At 69.3% G+C, this 22479-nt stretch carries 19 protein-coding genes and 2 pseudogenes; 4 read left to right on the top strand and 17 right to left on the bottom strand.

What is annotated here, in order from left to right:
* Positions 1-88 precede the first annotated feature (88 nt).
* From EWH70_RS18575 to EWH70_RS18560, 5 genes are read right to left on the bottom strand one after another with little or no spacing between them, the layout of a single operon-like run.
* Complete coding sequence (locus EWH70_RS18575) at positions 89-1279, bottom strand: ABC transporter permease (RefSeq protein ID WP_130476714.1); 1191 nt, start codon at positions 1277-1279, stop codon at positions 89-91.
* On the bottom strand, positions 1276-1953 hold the full coding sequence (locus EWH70_RS18570; RefSeq protein WP_130476713.1) for an ABC transporter ATP-binding protein: 678 nt from the start codon (positions 1951-1953) through the stop codon (positions 1276-1278). The genes EWH70_RS18575 and EWH70_RS18570 overlap by 4 nt, the downstream gene beginning before the upstream one ends.
* Positions 1950-2978, bottom strand: a complete 1029-nt coding sequence (locus EWH70_RS18565; protein WP_165436329.1) for a peptidoglycan-binding protein — start codon at positions 2976-2978, stop codon at positions 1950-1952. The genes EWH70_RS18570 and EWH70_RS18565 overlap by 4 nt, the downstream gene beginning before the upstream one ends.
* A gap of 2 nt (positions 2979-2980) precedes the next feature.
* Positions 2981-3454, bottom strand: a complete 474-nt coding sequence (locus tag EWH70_RS35510; RefSeq protein ID WP_165436328.1) for a hypothetical protein — start codon at positions 3452-3454, stop codon at positions 2981-2983.
* A gap of 34 nt (positions 3455-3488) precedes the next feature.
* Entirely contained in the window at positions 3489-5786 is a 2298-nt protein-coding gene (locus EWH70_RS18560) for an RCC1 domain-containing protein (protein ID WP_130476711.1), read from the bottom strand.
* A gap of 114 nt (positions 5787-5900) precedes the next feature.
* Here EWH70_RS18560 and EWH70_RS18555 point away from each other — a divergent pair, with 114 nt between their 5' ends.
* Both EWH70_RS18555 and EWH70_RS18550 read left to right on the top strand, forming a co-directional pair.
* On the top strand, positions 5901-6566 hold the full coding sequence (locus EWH70_RS18555; protein ID WP_130476710.1) for a response regulator transcription factor: 666 nt from the start codon (positions 5901-5903) through the stop codon (positions 6564-6566).
* The gene (locus tag EWH70_RS18550; protein WP_130476709.1) at positions 6559-7893 is read left to right on the top strand and encodes a sensor histidine kinase; all 1335 of its coding nucleotides are present in this window, start codon (positions 6559-6561) and stop codon (positions 7891-7893) included. The genes EWH70_RS18555 and EWH70_RS18550 overlap by 8 nt, the downstream gene beginning before the upstream one ends.
* A gap of 76 nt (positions 7894-7969) precedes the next feature.
* On the opposite strand, the pseudogene EWH70_RS18545 reads toward EWH70_RS18550, so the two are convergent.
* Together EWH70_RS18545 and EWH70_RS18540 are read right to left on the bottom strand one after the other, a co-directional pair.
* Positions 7970-8170, bottom strand: a pseudogene (locus tag EWH70_RS18545) (cytochrome P450); the annotation flags it as partial.
* A 46-nt stretch (positions 8171-8216) separates the two neighbouring features.
* Entirely contained in the window at positions 8217-9182 is a 966-nt protein-coding gene (locus EWH70_RS18540; protein WP_130476708.1) for a ketopantoate reductase family protein, read from the bottom strand.
* Between the two features lie 90 nt (positions 9183-9272).
* Here EWH70_RS18540 and EWH70_RS18535 point away from each other — a divergent pair, with 90 nt between their 5' ends.
* A complete protein-coding gene (locus EWH70_RS18535) occupies positions 9273-9851 on the top strand; it encodes a TetR/AcrR family transcriptional regulator (protein WP_130476707.1) in 579 nt (192 codons plus the stop codon).
* A gap of 153 nt (positions 9852-10004) precedes the next feature.
* On the opposite strand, the pseudogene EWH70_RS18530 reads toward EWH70_RS18535, so the two are convergent.
* Positions 10005-11816, bottom strand: a pseudogene (locus tag EWH70_RS18530) (IS481 family transposase).
* 1128 nt (positions 11817-12944) lie between these two features.
* Entirely contained in the window at positions 12945-13775 is an 831-nt protein-coding gene (locus EWH70_RS18525) for a S1 family peptidase (protein ID WP_130476706.1), read from the bottom strand.
* 410 nt (positions 13776-14185) lie between these two features.
* Here EWH70_RS18525 and EWH70_RS18520 point away from each other — a divergent pair, with 410 nt between their 5' ends.
* The gene (locus EWH70_RS18520; protein ID WP_130476705.1) at positions 14186-14794 is read left to right on the top strand and encodes a response regulator; all 609 of its coding nucleotides are present in this window, start codon (positions 14186-14188) and stop codon (positions 14792-14794) included.
* A gap of 14 nt (positions 14795-14808) precedes the next feature.
* Here EWH70_RS18520 and EWH70_RS18515 read toward each other — a convergent pair whose 3' ends face one another.
* From EWH70_RS18515 to EWH70_RS18485, 8 genes are all read right to left on the bottom strand, one after another.
* Positions 14809-15429 (bottom strand): SAM-dependent methyltransferase, encoded by a 621-nt coding sequence (locus tag EWH70_RS18515; RefSeq protein WP_130476704.1) that lies wholly within the window; start codon positions 15427-15429, stop codon positions 14809-14811.
* Positions 15426-16484: a daptide biosynthesis RiPP recognition protein gene (gene mpaB / locus EWH70_RS18510; protein ID WP_338078591.1), complete on the bottom strand. Its 1059-nt coding sequence runs from the start codon at positions 16482-16484 to the stop codon at positions 15426-15428. Before mpaB ends, EWH70_RS18515 begins: the two co-directional genes overlap by 4 nt.
* Positions 16485-16629: 145 nt before the next feature.
* Positions 16630-16785 (bottom strand): hypothetical protein, encoded by a 156-nt coding sequence (locus tag EWH70_RS35505; protein WP_165436327.1) that lies wholly within the window; start codon positions 16783-16785, stop codon positions 16630-16632.
* Positions 16785-17432, bottom strand: a complete 648-nt coding sequence (locus tag EWH70_RS18505) for a class E sortase (RefSeq protein ID WP_165436326.1) — start codon at positions 17430-17432, stop codon at positions 16785-16787. Before EWH70_RS18505 ends, EWH70_RS35505 begins: the two co-directional genes overlap by 1 nt.
* A gap of 53 nt (positions 17433-17485) precedes the next feature.
* A complete protein-coding gene (gene wecB / locus EWH70_RS18500) occupies positions 17486-18676 on the bottom strand; it encodes a non-hydrolyzing UDP-N-acetylglucosamine 2-epimerase (RefSeq protein WP_130476701.1) in 1191 nt (396 codons plus the stop codon).
* A gap of 2 nt (positions 18677-18678) precedes the next feature.
* On the bottom strand, positions 18679-18849 hold the full coding sequence (locus EWH70_RS18495) for an LPXTG cell wall anchor domain-containing protein (RefSeq protein WP_130476700.1): 171 nt from the start codon (positions 18847-18849) through the stop codon (positions 18679-18681).
* Between the two features lie 52 nt (positions 18850-18901).
* Positions 18902-20266, bottom strand: a complete 1365-nt coding sequence (locus tag EWH70_RS18490) for a glycosyltransferase family 2 protein (RefSeq protein ID WP_130476699.1) — start codon at positions 20264-20266, stop codon at positions 18902-18904.
* A gap of 5 nt (positions 20267-20271) precedes the next feature.
* The gene (locus tag EWH70_RS18485; protein ID WP_130476698.1) at positions 20272-22473 is read right to left on the bottom strand and encodes a hypothetical protein; all 2202 of its coding nucleotides are present in this window, start codon (positions 22471-22473) and stop codon (positions 20272-20274) included.
* Positions 22474-22479 lie beyond the last annotated feature (6 nt).

Here is a 22479-nt window from a genome sequence, read left to right as displayed (position 1 = left end):
GCGGCCCACCTACTGAACACGCGCGGCTCAGAACGGTGGTTTATCGGAAGGGTCCCCACGGCACCGGACGCCAGAGTCCCGGTGAAGTTCAGGTGGGCCGCACCGCGTCGGCGGGCTGCAGGCGGGCGGCGCGGCCGGCCGGGTACAGCCCGGCCAGGCCACCGACGGCGAGCGCCGCCAGTATCCCGGCGCCCAGCGCCTCGACGGGCAGGGCGACGGGCCAGCCCATCGCCGTGGCGTAGCCGGCCGTGACGGCCGCCCCGAGCAGCACCCCGGCGACACCGCCGGTTCCCGCCTGCGCCAGGGCCTCCACGAGGAACTGCGTGCGAATGTGCCCCCGGGTGGCTCCCAGCGCCCGGCGCACCCCGATCTCGGTTCTGCGCTCCAGCACCGAGATCACCATGACGTTGGCGATGCCGACGCCGCCGACCAGCAACGCCACCCCGCCCAGGCCGAGCAGGAGCGTGGTGAAGGCGCTGTCGGTGACCGCCCGCGCCTCCAGGGCGTCGGACGGGCGGGTGACGGTGACCTCCAGCGGACTGTCCGGATCAGCCGTCGCCGCCGCCACCCGCGCCACCGCGTCGACGTGCTCGGGGTCGGTTCGCAGGTACACGGTGCCCGGGGAACCGGCGTAGCCGAACCGCTGCGTCGCCACCGCGGTGCCGAGCAGCGCCGCGCCGTCCAGCTCGGGCGCCAGCGGTACGGGATGCAGGACCCCGGTCACCGCGAACCACTGCTCCCCCAGCCACACCAGCTGGTCGCCCCGGGAGAGGTCGACGCCGTGGTGCCTGGCCGCAGTGGCGCCGAGGACCACCGTGGGGTAGTTCAGCCCGGGATCGAGCCAGCGTCCCTGCGCGACGGTCGCCCGCAGGGTGTCGAGCAGGTTCGCCTCCGCCACCAGCACGACCGTGCCTTTCGTGTTGGTGGCCGGCTGCATGTCGGACCGGCGCACGGTCACGTCGAGCTGGGCGGTGGCCGACACCGACCGGACCTCGTCCACGAGCGACAACCGGTCGTCCGCCTCGGCGGGAAGCTGAGCCGGGGCGTCACCGCCGATGACGGTGCCCGGGGTCACGGTGAGGTAGTTGGTGCCGAGCTGGTCGAGTACCGAGAGCACGTTGGCCTTGGAGGAAGCGGAAATGCCGACGACACCGACGATCGCGGCGATTCCGATGGCGATGCCGACCGCGGTGAACAGGGCCCGCCCACGCTGGGCGAGCACCCCGGCCACACCGACGGCGACCGCGTCCGAGGGAGTCAGTACCGAACGGGGATTCACCGGTCCGCCACCACCCGTCCGTCACGCAGGTGCACGCGGCGTGGCACCGCGCCGGCGACGGCTTCGTCGTGGGTGATGAGCACCAGGGTCACTCCGTCGTCGTGCAGTGCGCCGAACAGGCGCATGATCTCCGTTCCGGTGCGCGAGTCCAGGTTTCCGGTCGGTTCGTCGGCCAGCACCAGCGCGGGTTCGGCGACCAGCGCCCTGGCGATCGCCACCCGCTGGCACTCGCCGCCCGACAGCTGCGCGGGCCGGTGACCGAGGCGGTGACCGAGCCCGACGCGGTCCAGCGCGTCCTCTGCGGCCGCCCGCCGCCGCCGAGCGGGCACACCCCGGTAGACCAGCGCCGTGGCGACGTTGTCGACCGCGGTGAGGTGCGCCAGCAGGTGGAAGGACTGGAACACGAAGCCCAGGGACCGGCCGCGCAGTGCGGACAGCTCCCGGTCGGACAGGCCCCGCACGTCACGGCCGTCGATCCGCACGGTGCCCGCGGTGGGCTCGTCCAGCGCGCCCATCAGGTTGAGCAGGGTCGACTTGCCCGAGCCGGACGGGCCGACGATCGCCACCCACTCACCGCTGGTCACCGTCAGGTTCACGCCGTCGAGCGCGGGCACCGGGGTGGCGCCCGGGTACTCCCTGACGACGTCGACGAGTTCCAGCACCGGCCGGGTCATGCGGGCACCTCCACCCGCGTACCGGCGGCGATCGCTCCGCTGACCTGCACGTGACCGTCGCCCCACGCGCCGAGTTCCACGGGGACCCGCGTGACGGCACCGTCGCCGGCGACGACGTCGACGGCGTAGCCGCCACCGGGAACGCCGAGAATCGCCGACAGCGGAACGGACAGGACGCCGGCTGCCACCGTCGCGGTGTGGCGCACGGTGACGGGCGCCAGGGCCGGCGCGGTCACCGTCGCCGGATCGTCGAGGGTGACGGTCACCGCGTGGACGCTCTTGCCCTGGGCGTTCGGTGTGAGGGCCGTGCTCACGGTGGCGATCCGGCCAGGCACCACCTTCCCGCTCGGCAACGTGACGCCGACCTGCGCGCCCTGACCGAGCAGGTCACGCTTGGCCGGGTCGAGCTCCAGCGTCACCACCCGGTCGGTGCTCTGCACCGCCAGCACCGGCACGCCCGGGGTGTTCTTCCCGCCGACGTGGCCCTTGACCTCGGCGATGTGCACGCTGCCTTTCGTGAAGACCACCTCCCCGAGGGCGAGCACGCCGTCCTCCGCCGCACCGGTCTCCTCCTGGAACCGCTTGACCGCCTTCGTCGTCCGGGAGGTCCACCGCGCGTCGGCGGTGCCGACGTCGTAGCCGAGCGCGGCCAGTGACGACTCCAGCTGGGCGACGTCGGGCCCGTCGGACACGCCCGGCGCCAGGTCCCGCCACGCCGGCACGGTGCCGTCGAGCAGGACGACCGGCTGGGTGTCGACCGACAGCAGAACCGATCCGGGAGCGATGTCCTGCCCGACGGACGGAAGCCAGGTGAGGGTGCCGCCCTTCGGCGAGGACAGCTCGCGTGGGTCCCGATAGGTCAGTGTGCCGCTCAGGACCTCGGTCCGGGTCAGCTCCCGTATCTCCACTGTGGACGTCGCCGGACGTGCGGGCGGTGGTTCGTCCGACGGGCGCACGGCGACCACGGTGACGGCGCCGGCCGTCACGGTCACCGCGAGGCCGGTGATCACGATCTTGGCTCGCACGTCTACCTGCTCGCCGGTGTCCGGGTGGAGCAGGCCTTGATGGCCTCGGCCACCGCGGGGTCCGTCCTGTCGAGACTGTCCCCGAACGGTTTCTCGGCTCCCTGAACGGGATCGGGAACGTCGATGCCCCGCTCCCGCAGGCACGCGGCCAGTGCCAGCATCTCCTCGTGCTGCTGTGCCTGGTCGCCGCCGTTCTGCTGCTGCCGCTCGTCGACCAGCCCCTGCAGCAGGTGTGCGCACTTCGTGTGTGCCGCGGTGAACGCGGGCGTGGTCTGGTCGATTCCCTGGTACAGCGAGCCCGGGTCGCCCTCGGCGGGGTCCGGCAGGTCGATCCCGTTCTCACGCATGCACGAGGCATAGCCCAGCAAGCTCTGCTGAGTGCTGTTCTCCTTGTGCTCACCGGGGTCTTCCGAACCGCAGGCAGCCAGTGCCAGCAGGCAGGACAGGATGGTGAGGTGGATTCGTCGTGTTCGCATGACCTCACCATCCCGTCCTGCCCTTTGGCGCGGCTTAGGCCGTCGCGCCGAGCTGGCCCGACTCGTTGCCGCCCCAGCAGGTCACGCCGCCGGTGCCGAGCACCGCGCAACTGTGCCGCCAGCCCGCCGAGACGGAGACCGCGCCGGACACTCCCGGCACCGCCACCGGGGTGGTGCTGCCGATCAGCGAGCCGTTGCCCAGCTGACCGTGCGCTCCCCAGCCCCAGCACGCCACGGTCCCGCCCGTGCCGACCGCGCAGCTGTGGTCACTGCCCGCGGCCACGGAGGTCACGCCGGACAGCCCGCCGACGGGCACCGGTGTCATCCGCGTGGTCGTGGTGCCGTCGCCGACCTGACCGAAGTGGTTGACGCCCCAGCAGCGGACGGAGCCGCCCGCGACGAGGCAGCCGTGGTCACCACCGGCGGCCAGCGCGCTCACGCCCGCCCCACCCGACACCGGCACCGGCACCGGGCCCGCGGCCGGGGTGCCGTTGCCGAGCTGGCCGTTGACGCCGTATCCCCAGCACCGGGCCTGATCGTCCGGCGCGGTGACCGCACACGAGTGGCCACGCCGGACGGTCACCGTGGTCGCCCCGGTCAGGCCGGTGACGGCGACCGGGACCGGCTGGGAGATCGGGCCGCCACCGGAACCACCCGGAACACCGACCGGGCTGCCGACGAAGTTGTGGCCCCAGCAGCGGGTCTGGGCGCCGGCCACGACCGCGCAGGTGTGCTGGCTGCCCGCGCTGATCGCCGTCGCGCCCGTCACCCCGCTCACCGTGACCGGTTCGGGACGGGTGACGTAACCGCCGTCGCCGAGCTGTCCGAACCCGTTCCAGCCCCAGCACTTCACCTGGCCACCCGCCACGATCACGCAGGTGTGGTCCAGGCCTGCCGTGATGGCGGACGCCCCGGTGAGCCCGGCAACGGTCACCGGCGACGTGCTCGGACCGCCCGTGCTCCCGGTGCCGAGTTGACCCCGGGCGTTCGCGCCCCAGCACTTCACCGCGCCACCGGCGACGATCGCACAGGTGTGGCCGGAACCCGCACCGACGGCCACGGCGCCGCCGGTGCCCGCCACGACGGCGGGGGTGGGCCGGTTCACGGCCGAAGCCAGCAGTACCGGGAACGGGGTGGGCCGGTTGGCCGTGGTGCCGTCGCCGAGCTGTCCCTCGTTGTTGTGCCCCCAGCAGCGCAGGCTGTGCGTGCCCGCCATGAGGGCACAGGTGTGGTCGGCCCCGCCGGTGACGGCACGCACGCCGGTCAGGACCTGGACCGGCAGCGACCGGTGCTGGTTGCCGCCGTCGCCGATCTGGCCGAGGCCGTTGTGTCCCCAGCAGTACAGCCGGTCGTCGGCGGTGACGGCGCACGCCTGCCCGGTGCCGCTGGCCTCGCTGATCCGGGTCACCGGCGGCAGGCCCAGCACGGTCAGTGGCGTGGCGCTGTGGGTACCGTCGGTGATCGAGCCGGACGGGGTCCCGCCGACGCCGAGCTGGCCGAAGGTGTTCCAGCCCCAGCACCTGACCGAGCCGCCGGCCAGTAGTGCGCAGGCGTTCGCGGCGCCGGTCACCGCTACCGCGGTCGCACCGGCGATCCCGACGACCCGGGTCGGCGTGGGATTGGCGCGGTTGGGATCGGGCGGGTCGTTCTGCTTGCCGTCACCGAGCTGACCGAGCTGGTTCCACCCCCAGCAGTACACCGAGCCGTCCGCCGTCAGCGCGCAGGTGTGGAACGCGTCCGCCGCCTCGATGTCGGTGACGCCGGTCAGGCCACTCACCGGCGCCGGCAGCGGCCTGCCGGTCGTGGTCGCGTCACCGAGCTGGCCACGGTCGTTCGCGCCCCAGCAGTGGGCGGTGCCGTCCCGCTTGACGGCGCAGGTGTGGTTGCGGCCCGCGGCCACTGCCGCGACGTCGACCAGTCCACGGACCGGCACCGGGGCCGGCCGCTGCGTGGTCGTGCCGTCCCCCAGCTGGCCCGAGGCGTTCGCGCCCCAGCAATACACGGTCCGCGCCAGGGTCAGGGCGCAGGTGTGGTCCCCGCCGACGGTCACCGCGCTCACCTTGGCCAGACCGGTGACCTCGACCGGGGACAGCTCGCGGTCGGTCGAGCCGTTGCCGAGTTCGCCGGAGGCGTTGCCTCCCCAGCACTGAACCCGGCCGTCGCCCACGACGGCACAGGTGTGGCCACGGCCGCCGGCGATCCCGGTGGCCCCGGTCAGTTCGGGCGGTCCCGCCGCGGCAGCGGGCGGTGCGGTCAGGCCCAGTGCGACGATCACCGTCGCCAGGGCGGTGCCGAGCCATCTCGCCCGGCTCGTCCAGTTGGCTTGCGACAACTTCTCCACCTCCGTGTAGGTCGGGAGGCGCCAGGCTGGCAGCGTTTCCTTTGCGTCGGCTGAACTAAGCCGGAGCTAAGGTGGCCACGCGATCGTCTGGGCGGGGTGGTGGCGATGAGGGTGCTGGTCGTCGAGGACGATCCACGGCTGGCCGAGGTGCTGGAGACCGGGCTGACGGCCGAGGGCTTCGACGTCGACGTGGTGCACGACGGCGCCGACGGGTTCTGGCAGGCGCGGGAGGGCGCGCACGACGTGGTCGTGCTCGACGTGCTGCTGCCGTCGCTGGACGGTTACCAGGTGGCGCGGCGGCTGCGGTCGGAACGGGTGTGGATCCCGATCCTGATGCTGACCGCCAAGGACGGCGAACACGACGAGGCCGGCGGCCTGGATGTCGGCGCCGACGACTACCTGCGCAAACCGTTCTCCTTCGTGGTGCTGATCGCGCGGCTCCGGGCACTCGCCCGTCGCGGGTCCACACCCCGGCCGCGGATGCTCAGCCATGGCGGCCTGGTGCTCGACCCGGAGTCCGGCGAGTGCACAGTGGACGGTTCGCCGGTGTCCCTGCAGCCGAGGGAGCGGGCCCTGCTGGAGGTGCTGCTGCGCAACCGCGGCCGGGTGCTGTCCAAGGACAGGCTGGTCAACGCGGTCTGGGGGCTGGAGTCGTCGACCGACACCAGCGTGGTCGAGGTGTACGTGTCGTTCCTGCGCCGCAAGCTCGGGGCGGGACGCATCCAGACCCTGCGTGGCCTGGGCTACCGGCTGGTCGATCCCGATGCGTAGGGCCGGCCTGCGGATCCGGCTGGTGCTGGTGGTGACCGTCGCGGTCGGTCTCGCGCTCGCCGCGGCCTCGGTCTGGCTGGTGACCGGCATGTCCAGCACCCTCGTCGGCGAGCTGGAGGAACAGGCGTCGCGGAAGGTCGACGCGGTCGCCGAGGCACTGCGGGACGGCCGCGCGCCCGGCGCGGACCTGTCCTCGCCCGGTTACCTCACGGTGATCCAGATCCAGGACGAGGCTGGGCGGCTGATCCAGCAGCTCCCGGCGTCCCCCGTCCGCGACGTGCCCGACGCCGTCCGCGAGGCGAGGGCGGCGGCGCAGGCGCGGCAGCAGGACGCGGGCAGCGACACCGCGGCCGACGCGGTGGTCGCCTGGCGCACCGTGGCCACCCCGGTGGGTGACCGCACGGTGGTCGCGGTGTCCCGGCTGGGACCGGCCGCGAACGGTGTGGAGGTGGTGATCGACGCACTGCTGGTGGCGGCACCGGTGCTGACGGTGTTCGTCGGTGCGCTGACCTGGTTCGCGGTCAACCGCGCGCTGCGGCCGGTCGAGGACATCCGCAGGCGCGCGGAGGTGATCAGCCACTCGACGCTCAACGAGCGGCTGCCCGAGCCGTCCACCGCCGACGAGGTGGCGCGTCTGTCCGGCACGCTCAACGAGATGCTCGACCGCATCGACGAGGGGGCGCGGCGGCAGCGCGAGTTCGTCTCGGACGCCTCGCACGAACTGCGCACCCCGCTGGCCGCGATGCGTGCCGACATCGAGGTGACGCTCGCCCGGCCGGAGGCGGCGGACTGGCCCGCCCTCGGCAGGCGGCTGCTCGATGACCATCGCAGGCTGGAACGGCTCACCGGCGACCTGCTCACCCTGGCGCGCCTGGACGAACAGGACCCGGCGGTCACACCATTGCGTCTCGACGAGGTGGTGACCGGTGAGCTGCACGCGGTGCGCCGTTGTGAGCTGACGGTCGAGCAGGCACCGGTCGCGGTGAACGGCAACGAGCCGCAGCTGGCCCGGCTGGTCCGCAACCTGCTCGACAACGCCGACCGGCACGCGGTATCCCGGGTGGCCGTCGGTCTGTCCGTTGTGGACGATGAGGCGGTACTGACGGTCGACGACGACGGGCCGGGCGTTCCGGCCGACGCCCGGCGCCGGGTGTTCGACCGTTTCCACCGGCTGGACGCCAGCCGTACGGCGACCACCGGCGGATTCGGCCTGGGCCTGGCGATGGTCGACCGGGTGGCCCGTGCCCATGGGGGCCGGGTCACCGTGGCGGACGCGCCGATCGGCGGTGCTCGTTTCGAGGTACGCCTGCCGCGCGACCACACGTGACCACATCGGCCGGGTGGCCGATATCGTCCGAAGGCGTCAGCGGCGCGGTGCCGCTCCGACGAACGGACGTGAACGTCTTCGCCGTCTGCTCCTGGAAGAACTCATGGTCGGCGTAGGGCACACCCAGCATCTCGCAAATCACCAGTGACGGAACCGGCCGCTGACCGGCCTGCAGCGCGTCGATCCGCCCGTCGACGATCTCCTGGATCCGCAGCGGCAGCGCAGGGACGTCCGGATGCTGCCGGTCGGCGCTGAACCGCCGGTCGTTCAATACGGTACCCGCGAGACCGGCCGGACCACCGGGACCGACAACATCGGTAAAGTCAGACTCGACCCGTCTCCTCGCGGGCGAAGTTCGGTTCCGCCGCTTCCAAACGCGGTACGGAGATGCCCAGCCGTCGTGCTTCGGCCAGGACGTCCCGGCAGACCTCGCGCGGCTCCTCGGCGTCGGGGTCGTCGTGCATCGTGAGGCTCACGCGCGCGAGCGGGACATGAGTAGTCAGCCAGGCGAGCGCGGGTGCCGTCAGCCAGGTGGGCGCCCGGAACGGCAGCAGACCGCCCCGGTGCCGTCGCAGGTCGAGGTCGCGCGCCTGGAGGAGCGGCAGCAGCTCGCGGCCGGCCAGCAACGCCTCGCGCAGGTCGCCCCTTGCCCCGGCCAGTTTGGACAGGGAACCCCGCCGCAGGCCCTGCGAGAACATGCCGGCATCCGACACGAAATGGACCCACAGCCAGCCGCGGAAGTCAGGCCGCTCCTTGATCCGGAGCCCGGCCTCGCGAAACGCCTGGCGCACGGCCTGCTCCCGGTCGGTCGGGGGCTGGCCGAGGGTGCCGAAGACGACCGACCGCAGCAGTGCCCCGTGGAGCACGCCGTCCGCGCCGAAACCGCCACCGGCCTGGGGAAAGCCCCAGGCGATCTGGTCGGGCGGGAGTGTGCCGATTGCGGCGAGCGGCTCGGTCCAGAGGTTGCCGAAGACCAGCACCGTGGCCTGGCCGACACGCGGGGCCAGGAAGGCCGTCGCCTCCGGGAGGCGGTGGTGCGGCACGCTGAGCACGATCAGGTCGAAGTCGTGGTCCGGCGCCAGCGCCTCGCGGTAGCGCACCGGCCACTTCTCGGCGACGCGCTGTCCCCGCACCCGACGCCGCATATCGATCAGGTCGAGGTTCACTGCGTCTCCGTACGTCGCCGCGCGGCCCGGCCGGACGTAGAACTCGACGTCATGCCCCGCCTGTTGCAGGACCCAGCCGTAGACAGTGGCGATCACGCCTCGGCCGAACATCAGGATCTTCACACTGCACCTCGTGCGGTACGATCGATTTGGAGGTCATCTCCACTTTCCAAAATATGGAGATCATCTCCATATGTCAACGCGAGGGAGCGCATGTCCGCCGAAAAGCCCCTGCGGGCCGACGCCCAACGCAAGCGCGAGGCCCTGCTCGCAACGGCCCGGGAGGTCTTCGACACTGGAGGCTTCTTCGACCTGCGCTTCGATGACTTCGCTCGGCTGGCCGGGGTGGGCACAGGCACGCTGTACCGCCATTTCCCCACCCGGGAGGCGCTGGCCGAGGCGGTCTACCACGGCGAGGTCGCCGCGCTGTGCGACCGCGCCCGCCAGCTACAGGCCACGCTGCCCGCGGCGGAGGCGTTGGCGACCTTCCTGCGCGGAATGGTGGAACACATAGCCGCACACGAGGGCCTGGCCAGGACGCTGGCCACGCTCATGGCCGATCGCTCGGGTGTCCTCGCCGAGGGCAGCCGGGCGCTGGAGCAGGCTGTCACCGACCTGGTGACCGCCGCCGTGCGGGATGGCGCCGTTCGCGACGACGTGGGTGCCGGTGCCGTGATGATGGCGCTGCACGGCATCGGTGCGGCCCATGACCGCCCCGATTGGCGGGCCGAGGCCGACGACATCATCACCCTCGTGCTGGACGGACTGCGCCGACCGCACTCGGACGGATAGCTCGCGCGATTCGCCAGCCGACCACCGCCGCTAAGCGGCATCGCCAAGGAACCTCAGTGGACGACCGAGATGCAACGCCTTGGAGAAGCTCGTCGCCGACGGATACGCCATCCTGTCAATGTATGGGCTCAGGACGTGCTTGACGTCTTGTCGTCAGGAGATGCTTGACGTTTCGTTGAGCTTGGCGCCTGCTCCGGTGACGTGGAGGCGGGTGATGGGTTTGGTGCTGCGGCGCGGGCGGACGGCGATCTCTTCTTCGCCGTGGAGGATTCGTAGGTGGGTGTCTTCGATGACGACGGTGACGATCTTGCCGCGGCGACGGGGGCCGAGTTTGATGCCTTGGCCGGCGACCATGATGCGTCCGCTGGCGTGGACTTTCCGTTGCGCGCGAAGGGATCCGGCTGGCAACGGGGGCGGTGGCAGAGGGGTGGACGGGGTCCGTGCGCCGCGAAGCTGGCCGATCTTGTCGGTGCCGATCGGGCAGGGCCAGGTGCCGATCAGGGCGTTGTCGGCGATGGCGTGCAGCAGGCGGCCGTCCAGTCTCAGGGTGACTCTGCGTCCGGCCCAGGCGAATCCGACGAGGTGGTTGATCCCGCCGATGCTCACTACGCCGTCCTTAGTCACGGCGCGGTCGATCTCGACAATCTGGCCGGGCTCGAGGAAGGCTGTGCCGTTGGCGCGGCGCAGTGCCGCCCGCTCGGGCGCCGGTCCGGCAGGGCGGGCGCCGCGCATAGCCAGGTAGCTGAGGTCTTCCGGCCGCAGCCGGGATGGGGCGGTCCGGATGACATGCCCGTCGCAGCTGACGTGGATGCTGCGCAGGTCCGCCCAGACGGTCACGGTGCGGCCGGCCATACTCTGGTGCAACGACACGACCTGCCTGCCCCACCGGACCTGGACGTCACCGGCGGGAGACACCCGGACTTCGAACTCGACGGCCGCACCGTCCTTGCCCGGGTGTCGTGGCGGCTCGATCACGCCGATCACCAAGGACGACGGTTCCCGCTCTTGCGGCTCCTGGGCCAGCGCTGGCACTGCGGGCTCGAGACGGGTCGGCCCGTTCGGGCGGAACAAGCTGGCGGGGACCGCCATGTCCAGCGCCTGGTGCGGGCGCTGGTGGTTGTAGGCCGCGATCCAGGCGTCGACGGCTTCCTGCGCGGCGGTGATCGACTCGAACGGCGCGACGTGGTCGAGGAACTCGGTGCGCAGCGTCTTGTGGAACCGCTCGATCTTGCCGGTCGTGGTCGGTGAACGTGGCTTGGTCAATCGTTGCTTGATGCCGTTGTCGCGGCAGATTTTCTCGAACAACACCTCCACCGGCAGCGGCTTGAGATAGCGGCCGGTGAACTGGCCTCCGTTGTCGGTCAACACTTCCGAGGGCACGCCGTAGCAGCGCATCGCCGCGATGAACGCCTCAGCCACTTCCCGCGCGGACGGCGTGACCAGCACGGTTGCGATCACGACGAACCGGGAATGATCGTCGATGCCGGTCAACAGCTTGCACTCGCGGCCGTCGGCCAGCGGCACGCCACCGACGATGTCGAGCTGCCATAGATGCATCGGAGCCTGACGCTACCACCGTTTGTACTTGCGTTGGTGCTGCTGGGCCTGCGGATCGATCATCCCGTTGCGGGTCAGCACGCGATGCACCGTGGCCCGCGACGGCGCCACCGCAAGGTCGTGGCTTGCCAGTTCATGGCTGATCCGGCGCGCTCCCCACCGCGGATGCTCGCGGCGCAACCGGCAGATCAACGCCTCGACCTCAGCGCTCACCTTGGTCGGACTGGTATGCGGCCGCCGAGAGCGATCAGCCAGCCCGGCCATCCCATCGGCCTTGAACCGCCGCCGCCACGTGTCCAGTGACTGCCGTGACGTGCCAAAGCGCACCGCGACCTCGGTGATCGGCGAACCGCCCAACACTTCGCACACCGCCCGGTACCGGTACTCGACCACCGCCTGCTGATCCACAACCCACCCGTTCGCCGGCCACCAAGTGCGCGCCGAACAAGATCACGAACAGCTATCAGGCGTCAAGCATCTAGTGAGGACGAACGGTCAAGCATCTCCTGAACCCTTACACCGACAACTCCACCATCCGACACAGCGGTTTCGGGACTCTTAGCCAGCGGTTCAAGTACCGTCGGTATTCCTGCAAGCACGCAGGATCGAGACCGAACTAGCCGAACGAGCTAGCGCAACCGCACCGCGACACCACGCTAGCGCCGCAGTTGGGGACCGCGGCCCTCAAAGAACATTTACAGGACCACCCGGATGGACGACCAAATCCGTGCAGCGTCCTGACCCATTTCGCGTGGGAACGGGCCTGCTCCAAATCGACTCCACTTACTGAACAGTAACTGAAGCTACGTCCACTCTGGACAAGAGTTTGCGGAGTGCAAAACAACGCCCGACCTGCGGGAACACGCAGACCGGGCGATCATGAAAACTTGTGGAGCTAAGGGGACTCGAACCCCTGACCCCTCACTGCCAGTCAAGGACCACGCAAGCCTCCTACCAGCACAAACAGAGAATGCCCTGGCAGTTCACTACTGTTCATCCCACTTCGATGCCGCGGGGTTCAACTGAACGCGTACCCGTGCTCCAGGTTTGCTCCAGCGGGTGCCGCCCTGCAACCTCTGGGCGCTGACTCTCACCGCTAACGGCACACTCGCCGTCCACGACACTAGCGTCCCGCACCGGAAATCCGCCGACCTCATCGCCGCCGGATCCGCGCCCTGCGACGAGTTCCTCGCCGTACTGGGTTCCTCCTCGCGGGGATCACCGCGGCCCATCCGCCGGGGCCGGTTCGGCCCGGCGCCGGCGCACCAGGCACCGACGCCGGGCCACCGCCAGGGATACGGCCCCGCGAGCACCGCACCGCAATCACCGGCCAGGATGAGATCGCCGCTCACCGAGCGACCCATGCCGTGCCGAGCTCGTGCTCGCAACCCCGAGGAGACCGGTTCGGCTCAGATCCAGCGGTCAAGCGTTCACTGAGCTGATATCCCTGCCGACCGTAGCTCCGGCACCCGCCATGTGAGGATTGAGCGCCGGAGCACCGAATCGAGTACGTCATACCGCCGGCTCGGAGGGTTCTCAGCTGCCCCGGGACACCTCGCCGGGGAGAGTACTGGCACCGGCGAGAATTCGGTTGATCCAGCCGATCCGAGACGCAACTCCGAGGTATTGAGTAGGTGCATCGCTTGAACCGTTGACCACCGTGCCGGCGACCTGCCACTCGTCACGATCCTTCACCAGCAGCGGCCCGCCGGAGTCCATGTCACCAGCCCTGATGCTGCCATCGACGCTGCCGGCACACAGAGCGCCCGGACTCTTGTCCGCGTCACATAGGAAGCCCGGCTGCACCCTGGTATCGGCTTCTCGCAGCTTCTGGCCATAGCAGTTCGGCACGCGCTCATCGGACGCGCAGGAATTCCCCCATCCGGCAATCCTGACCGGCGCGCCTGGCAAGGGATCCCGCACCGTCAACTGAGCCGGCTTTGCCCGGCTGGCCCTGCTGAGATGCAGCAACGCGACGTCCGTGCCTCGTTCCGCCGGGAGTCCCTGTGCGTAGAACCTGTCAACGGGAATGAGTTCGCCGCCGGTGTTGGTGTCCAGCGAACCGACACGCACCTTCCAGTTTTGGGGCTCACCTGTGAGCGCAAAAGAACCGAATCCATGAAAAGCGCAATGAGCTGCGGTAAGCACCCACTGAGGTGCCACGAGCGTGCCCGTGCACTTGTGCTGCGAGTCCGTTCTCCTTTCCTCGGAACCATCGGGGGACGGAATTTGCAGGGAGGCCACGAAAGAATAGGGTGTAGTTGACTCGACGCCGCCAACGATAGCCGAGGCGGGCGCGGCCGTTGCCGCGACAGCCCCCACAGAAACTACAGCGGCCAGCAATACGGAAGATAACCTCGTGCGCATGCCATGAAGACTATTTCGGCAATATTCGAAGTCATCGACAACGACGTCACAGGCCTGTAACAGGACCTACCCGCGCAGGAAGAACGTGCTTTACTCGGGGCCGGAACCCGCTGAATAATTCCAATACGGGGGGAATGGGCGGTGTCCCGGGACGTGGCAGGTCGCCGGGCTCGGCTACAGCGATCCGCTGGAGGTGCGGCCAGGCACCACGCTCCCCCGACGCACCCGGAGAGCGTGAGAATCCTCATGCCAAGGAGGTGAGAAAATTCACCGTCATGGCTTCGCCTCGATCATGTCCCACTAGTGAATCAACTGCACCAGCGAGGAGACCTGCCGTGCCGACTTCCCCGCCGGGTGAACCCGGAATCCAGACGCTGCGGAGACCGGTCGTCACCACCGGAGGAGAACACATGACGATCCGAGTTCTGCTGGTCGAGGACCAGCGGGTCCTGCGTGAGGCTCTGACGTCGCTTCTGGAGCTCGAGCCCGACATCGAGGTGGTCGCTGCCGCGGAGCGCGGCGAGGACGTGGCCGAGCTGGTCGAAACCACCAGGCCCGAGATCGTGATGCTCGACATCGGCCTGCCCGGAATCAGCGGCCTCTCCGTGGCGAAAGAGCTCCGGCGACTGTTCCCCGGCACTCGAATCGTGTTGCTGACCTCGTTGGACAAACCAGGCATCGTGCGTGACGCCCTGTCCATCGGGGTTGAAGGTTTCCTGCCGAAGGGAATTTCGACCACCGAGCTGGTCAGCGCGATTCGTGAGGTCAAAGCGGGCAAGACTGTCGTATCGTCCGATCTGGTCTCCGCCGCACTGGCCGCCGGGGAGAATCCGCTGACCCCTCGTGAACGCAGCATCCTCCAGCTCGCGGCGACGGGGACCCCACCACCGGAGATCGCGCGCCAGTTGTTCCTCGCCGAAGGCACAGTGCGGAATCGCATTACCCGCATTATCGCCAAGCTTTCCGCACGCAATGCGACAGACGCGGTTCGCATCGCACAGCGGGTCGGCTGGATCTGACCTTCACCGAGAGACTACAGACAGGAGGCCTGACTCCGGCGGTGGGCCTTCACCCGGCAGGTGAGCAGTCCCGCCACGCCCTGCCCGCCCTGTCCTTGCCGGGGTGGCAGCACCGACAACACCTCGAAGCCGTGCCGCACGAGCTCGCCCCGGACCTGCTCGGAGCAGGGCGGGCTCGGCTCCCCAGGCACGCCGGCGGCCCCTTGGCCCCCGGCGACCGGGACCAGGAAGACGCCGTCCGGTGTCAGATGGTCATGGATCCGCCCGTACAACGCACTTCGCTCCGCGCGACCGAGCAGGCAGGCCGAGCCCGCCCCCAGTACGACCGCGCCGAAACGCTCCCCCAGCGTGAAGCTCACCATGTCGGCGAGCACCGAACGTACCCGCGCCGCCGTCTCGCCGTCGACCTCGGCCAGCCGGGCCGCCAGCAGAAGGAGCATGGCGGCCGACGAATCCAGCCCGGTCACGGTATAACCACGCTGCGCCAGCGGCAGGGTCAACCGGCCGGAGCCACAACCGAGGTCCAGGACGGAGCACACCGTGCCGGTGAGGACGCCGAGCACGTCCACGATCTCGTGCGGATCGTCCCACCTGGTCCGGTCGGGCCGCGTCACAGTCGTGGGAAGCCGCCTCATCGCACGCCCTCGAGATGCGGGAGCCGGATGCCAGCCCCGGCACAACGGTTGCCTACCTCTACGACCGCTGCCTCCGCGAAGTGCCTGTCGAAACCGAGCAGGGCGGTCGCCAGCAGGGCTGACGCGTCGGGTGAGGCCGTGGCCACCAGCAGTTCGGTGATCGCCGCATCGTCCCTGCCGAGCCGGAGACAGCGGTCCTCACCGGGTTGGTAGACGACGAAGTCCTCGTCAGTGAACAGCACCAGCGGCTCGTCCGCGCGTTCCATCCGGTGCGGCCGCAGACCGCCCACCAGTCGCGCGCCGAAGCCGGAGACCCGGAATCGTGCCTCAGAGGTGGTCCGGACGGCACGTAGCGCATCGAGTGCCCGCAGATACCGGCCAAGCCAGGGCCGGTCGGCGACGGCCGCGGCCAGCATCGGCGCGGACACGACGCCCGCGAGGCACGGATCCCCCCGCACCGCGGCCAGCTGTGCTCCCCTTCCCAGCTCCTCCATCGTCGAGCTCACCCTCCCGATCGGTGCGCCACCGGGAGCCGGGTGTACCTGCCCGGACCCGGTGACGTGCAGCCGGCTCAGTGTGGAGGCGCCACATCGTTCGCCGTCGCCGAGAGCGCACCGATCACCGAGCCAGACCATGGGATGGGTGAGCTGGTCCACGAACACCCCGGAATTCCTGGCGAGGTCGGCATCGGCGAGAAAGGCGCCGAGATCCGCCGGACCCGTGACCCGGACCGCCGTCGGTCCGGTGACCGGGGTGAACGCCACCGAAAGATAGTCCTGCACCCGCAGCAGTCGGGCGCCACCGACAACAGCCACGTCTCCGGTCGCCAGCAGCGCTCCGTCGAAGGTCAGCGTTTTCGCCCGCAGTGCGGGCAGGTCCGGCGTGCCCGCCGGAATCAACACCAGGTCACCGGCTCCCAACATGCGTGCGGCGAAGTCAGCGTGCTCCGCGCTTTCCAGTGACCACACCCGTCCACCTTCTCCGGAGACTCCCGTCACCCAATACAGAAGGCCGCGCCGGGCGCGCGCCGGCAACCGCACGTGGCTCCAGTTCATCTTGTTTCCTCCCCGCCGCCCGGGAGTACGAGCGCGGTCGATTGAAGGAATTCCCGCATGCAGGCTAATCACGTCGCGGCCGCCGGGGCAGTACGATTCGTCACGGTGGTGTGGTGAATCGCTCATCGCTGGAACTCGCTCGGCCTCACTCCACGGTTGGCTCGTCGAGCGGCACGAGATCCGGCAACCGCGGGTAGATTCCGTACCAGAGTGCGGCGGCGATCGCCGCCCCCATCGCGACCATGGCCAGAAACCGGACCCAGCGCGGCCCCGGAAGGAGCCGCCAAACGAAACTGATCATCACGTTCCTCCGGACGGCATCGTCTTCGGGGTCGCGGACTCGAGCTGGCCACCAATGATCAGCCGCTCGTAGTTGTCCCACTTCGGATTGCAGGTCGTCAAAGTGATCCGTGCCGTGACGGGCTCCGCACCGGGCTGGCCGGGCACCGGTGCGAGAACCTCGGAAGCGGCCGGACTGACGATCCTCGGATCGTCGGCCCGGTACACATAGCGGGTGTCCCGGTCCTCGACGATGATCTCGTCACCGGCCCGGATTATGTCCAGGTCCCAGAAAAGTCCCGGGCTCCGGTGAGCGGCCACGGCGAAATTCCCCAGCTCTCCGGGCAGCTGGCTGCCGCGATAGTGACCGGGCGCAGCCCGCAGGTTCGCCAGACCGGTGCCCTCGACCACCGTCCACCGCCGACCGAGCCGGGGAATCGAGAGACGGATCATAGGGCTTCCCGCCGGACGCGCCCGTTGCGCTCCGGGCGAGTTCGGTGCCGGCTCGGATTCCTCCTGCCAGGACTGGGACAGCTGCTGGTCGAGCTGCGCCTGGGAGTCGTCGATCTCTTCCAGCTTGCCCCATGTCTGGTAAGCGAGGTAACCGATCAGGACGATCCCGAGAATCGCCAGCAGTTCGCCGACGACACCGACCACCCGCCAGATCACCGGTCTTCTGTTGCGGCCTGATACCGAGTGGTCCGGAGGCCCACTCGGAACAGTCACGGCCTGTTGCCCCACGTCCGTGCACTCCACGACGTCTGGCGGACAGCCATGAGCGGATCCCCACCCGCCACCTTCCGGCCGTCCACACCGAGCATCCGGCCGATCGCCGCGACAGAGCGGTCCGCGGCGTCGCCCGCGCCGAACGGATTGGCCACCTCCGGCAACACACTGTCGCCGTTGAGGATCTCTCGTGCGGCCGCGACGATGGTCGGGCTGTCGGTGCCGACCAGCCGCGCGAGCCCGGCCTCCACCGCCTCGCGGCGCTCGGTCGTCTCGCGAACCACGAGTGCGGGCACCCGGAAGGTGGGAGCCTCCTCCTGGATACCGCCGGAGTCGGTGATCACCAGTGCCGACCTGCTCAGCGTCCAGACCAGGTCCGGATAGTCGAGCGGCTCGGTGATCGTGACGTTCGGCTGGTCACCGAGCGTGAGCACGACCTGCCTGCGCACGTCCGGATTGGGATGCGCCGGCAGCACGATGCTGACGTCCGGGAACTCACGGACAATGCCGCGTACCGCCTCGAGGACGTGTGCGATGCCGTGCCCCCAGGACTCCCGCCGGTGCACGGTCACCAGCACCAAAGGACCTGCGCCTTGCCCTGCCGCCGCGATCGCGGGGTTGCTCGGGGGCAGGTCCCGCGCGGCGATGTAGCGCGCGGCGTCGACCACGGTGTTGCCGGTCGTCTCGATCAGTTCAGCCGGTACGCCTTCGGTCACCAGTGCCGTCGCGGCGGCGGGCGTCGGCGTGAGATGCAGTGACGCGATGCGGGAAACCAGTTGCCGGTTGGCTTCCTCCGGAAACGGCGAGGCCAGATCGCCCGTGCGCAACCCGGCTTCCAGGTGAACCACCGGGATCCGCCGCCAGAACGCCACCAGCGCACAGACGAGTGTGGTCGCGGTGTCACCCTGCACCACTACCGCTGCCGGATCCCGCTCGGCCAGCAGCTCGTCCACAGCGGGCATCATCAGCGTGCACAGCTCACTCAGTGATCCATCCACTCTGGACAGCTCAAGCTGGAAATCCGGGAAGAGGCCGAACGGCGCCAGCCCCTGCTCGACCATGGTGGGGTGCTGACCGGTGGCGACGATCGTGGTCAGAAACCCGGCCTCGGTGCCGGACAACGCGACCGGCGCCAGCTTGATGGCTTCCGGCCTGGTGCCGGCGAACAGCATGATCTCCCGCGACATCGTCAGCTTCCATCCTCTCGGGCGAGACGCCTGCGGCGGCGGGCGAACAGCACGACCAACGTGCCCGCGATGACCAGGGTCACCGCCAGTGAGATCCACCAGCTCATACCGGCACCGGTCACCGCGAGTGTGCCCACTCCTCCGGTGACGCCGGCGGTTCCTGGCTTGTACATTCGTTTCCTTCTTTCACTTTCGGAGAACTGTTGGACAAGGATTTCGGTCCGGTCACGCCTCGATGGCGACCTCCCGGCCGGTCACCACCTCGGCGTTGCGCCGGGTCTTGGACCAGCCGTTCTGGCCTCTGACCATCCGCCAGAGTGCGCGCACCGAGGTGACGTAGAAAGTGCACACGTACAGTGCGAAACCAAGTCCCATACCGAGACCGGTGAGGAAGCCGGGTTCGCGGCGGCCTTGGTACTGGTAGATGAACCCCCAGACCACGAAGGGTCCGGTGGCCAGAACCAGGAACAGAATCAGCATCAGCCAGCCACTACCGGTGAGCGCGGTCGACAGTCTCGACGGATCGTCGATCATCTGCCAGAGCAGGAGCAGCAGGGGGATCGGATAGAGGAGCGCACCGACCAGTTGCAGCCACGGCTGGATCAGGTAGTAACTGATCTCGGTGACACCCACCGCCCGGAAATGCGGCGACCGCCAGACCGCCGGCAGGTACCGGACGCACTGCATGGTTCCCTGCCCCCACCGGGTTCGCTGGGTGATGAATCGCCGCAGGCTGTACAGCCCCTCCTGGGAGACATGGGTGTCGGAGGTGCACGCGGTACGCCACCCCGCCATGAGCAGATGCAGGCCGAGTTCGTAGTCCTCCAGCAGCAGACCGCGCCAGGGCTGGCCGGTTCCCTGGGCGATGCTGCGCAACGCCGACATCCTGGTGAACTGGCCGTTGCCACCCATCGCCACTGTCCCGGCGTACGTCCGCGAATTCTGGATGGCCGAAATCGCCGTGCGGAACTCCATGTCCTGGAGCTGGACGAGTTTCAGCCCGACCCAGCGCCTGAAGCGGCCGGGCCAGTCCGGCTCGATGTGGCGGTTGAGCATCCTGACCTCGACCTGCACGGCTCCTACCGCGCCATTGCCGAAGAGGTGGTCCGCGGCGCACACGTCGAGGCAGTTGGGCGCGAGCACCCCGTCCGCGTCGACGACGCCGACGATGACCTTGTCCCAGGACTGGTGCCTGCCCAGCCAGGCTGCGAGCTCCCGGTAGGCCGCGTTGAGGGCGTCGCCTTTCCCGGTGCGCGCGTGCGGGGGGCGCCTGCGTACCAGATGGATCAGCGGGTCGGGTTCGCCGGCGGCATGCATGAGCGCGGTGACCACCTGCGCCGTGCCGTCGTGCGAGTCGTCGTCGATGATCCACACGTGTGCTTCGGGGAACGTCGCCCGCAATCGGAAGATCGTGTCACCGATCACGGCTTCCTCGTCCCGGCAGGGCACGAAGATATGCCACTCGAACTCGTGCTGGTTGCCTTCGGGAAGCGTCCTCCGGTTCACGAACGGCACCACGATCGCACACACGTACGTGATGAAGACGGCGCTGCTGGTGTAGGTGAAGACCCCGATCAATGTGCTCAACATGGCCGCTACCTGCCCAGGAAGGAGAAGTTCCAGACGTTGTCCATCACGATCTCCGTGTCGGACCTGTCGTTCTGCCGCCAGGACTCCTGGTACACCTGGTTGAGCCGCTGGGACAGGTCACTGCCCCGCCACTGCGGACCGATCCAGTAGTTGAGGTGGTAGTTCGGCGCGAACTCCGCCGCGGGCGCCGACCAGAAGTCGCGGCTCGGGTCGCTCACGTAGGCGTGCACCGATTCGGCGGCGTGCGCACGCCAAACCGACCCGGCGTCGTTCGAACTGGACAGCAGGATGGCGAGCTGCAGGTTCTGGCCCTCCAGGAACGCACTGTCGAGGATGCCGTCGACCGACTCGCTCGTCGCCAGCCCGGCGATGTCGATTGCCCGGCGGTCTGCCGAGTAGGGCAGCACACCGGCATCGGCGACGGCGACGGCGCCGTCGGGCGGCGCGGCATCGGAAATCGCCTTGCCGACCGCTTCGTGCGCGGCGGCCAGCCGGTAGCGGTAGGCCAGCATGCTGGTCATCTCGGTGGCTTCACCGAAGCCGATCACGGTGGACAGCCCGACCGCGGCGAGCACGGTGGCCGCCGCGATCTTGCGCATGGCGCCCGCCGCCACGGCCACGGCCACGATCCCGGTCCCGATCGCGACCCCCGTCGACAACTCCGCGGGCGCCCACAGGATGACGGTGGCGGTCGCCAAGGCAACCGCTGCCAATGCCATCCCGCGCTGCCGGCCCCGCTCCTCGACGGCGGCGCCGGATCCCAGCCGGACCGGCCTGCTCAGCACCAGCAAAACCACGGGGAACAGCAACTGCCAATAGAATCGGTTCCCGGTGTCCATCACCAGGTCGGACTGCCGGTACACGCCGAGCACCACGAGGGCCGAGGTCACCGCAAGCACTACCGGCACCGCGTCACGCAGCGTCTCGGTCCGCGACAGCAGTGACTTCCCGGTGACCCGGCGGTAGAGCGTGAAGCCCAGCACGAGACCGATCAGGACGGGCAGCAGGATCGGGCCGGCGATCGGCAGCGTCTGCATGACCCGGATCAGCAACGGTTCGTCGCCGCCGGTCTTCTTGTAGAACGTGTTCGGGAAGAACGAGCCGAAGTACCACCACCGAGCACCCCAGTAGATCGCCCATCCGATCAGCACGATGAACGCTCCGCGCCGGTTGGCCTTGCCACGGTCGATCAGCAGCGACCAACCGATGGCCACGGCGGTCAGCACGATGCCTTCCGGCCTGCTCAGCGCGACGGCACCTGCCACCACGAACCCGAGTGGGCCCAGCGCACCGCGGCGGTAGACGATCGCGAACAACCAGCCGACCAGCAACGCGAATGACACCGTCTCCAGCCCCATGAACAGCTGGAGATGGAAGACCGGACTGGCCAGTGCGACCGCGATCAGGACGAACTCCTGAGCCTTCGGCAACCGGGCCCGGCGAACGACGACGACGTAGCCGATGGCGATACAGACCGCGAGGATCTTGAAGAACAGTTCGGCGGAGATCCCGAGCAAGGCCGGGATGATCGACAGCGCCGCGTAGATGGGGTTGGTGTACGCCTCGACCAGGGGGCCGTCGCTGTTCCAGTTCCAGACCCCGTGCTCGACGAGCGTCCTGCCGTATCGCCAGGTGATGAACGAGTCGTCCATCGTCACCCGGAAGAACAGAAACGCCAGAGCCAGCACCACCGGAACCAGAACCAGGTAACCCAGCCGCCACAGGCCGCTTCCCTGGGGACGGGCGGTGGTGTCCGGATCGTCCAGGTACTCGCCCCAGGCACGCAACGCGTCCGGAGCGATGATGCCGGTCACCGACTCCTCGTCGATCGGCAGGAAGTCGACGGCACCATCCGGTTCGGTGACAGCGATCTTCCTGTTCAGCCGGTCGCCGACCGCGGTGAGCCTCGTACCTGCCGCACCTTCGCGGAAGGCGATCCACGCGTGGGCCGCCTGACTGAACACCTTCGGGACCTCGGCACCACCGTCGTGCACAACCAGAACTGTCGCCGGAATCCCTGGTGCCAGGGCGAAAAGATCCGTGACCTGAGCCGGATCACCGGTCTTGACCCAGTCGTCGACGACCTCGGCCGGCGCACGCCCGCTTGCCGCCGCGATGGCAGCTGCCGGCGACGGCAGCCGGCCGCCGGAGCGCGGCTGCTCCGGATCCGCGACCTGGTTCACCACCGGGTTGTCCAGTGTGGACATGATCTC

The sequence above is a fragment of the Amycolatopsis suaedae genome, from assembly GCF_004214935.1.
GTDB lineage: Bacteria > Actinomycetota > Actinomycetes > Mycobacteriales > Pseudonocardiaceae > Amycolatopsis > Amycolatopsis suaedae.
Note: the sequence above shows the minus strand (reverse complement) of the source record. Positions and strands in the feature narration are given on the sequence as shown.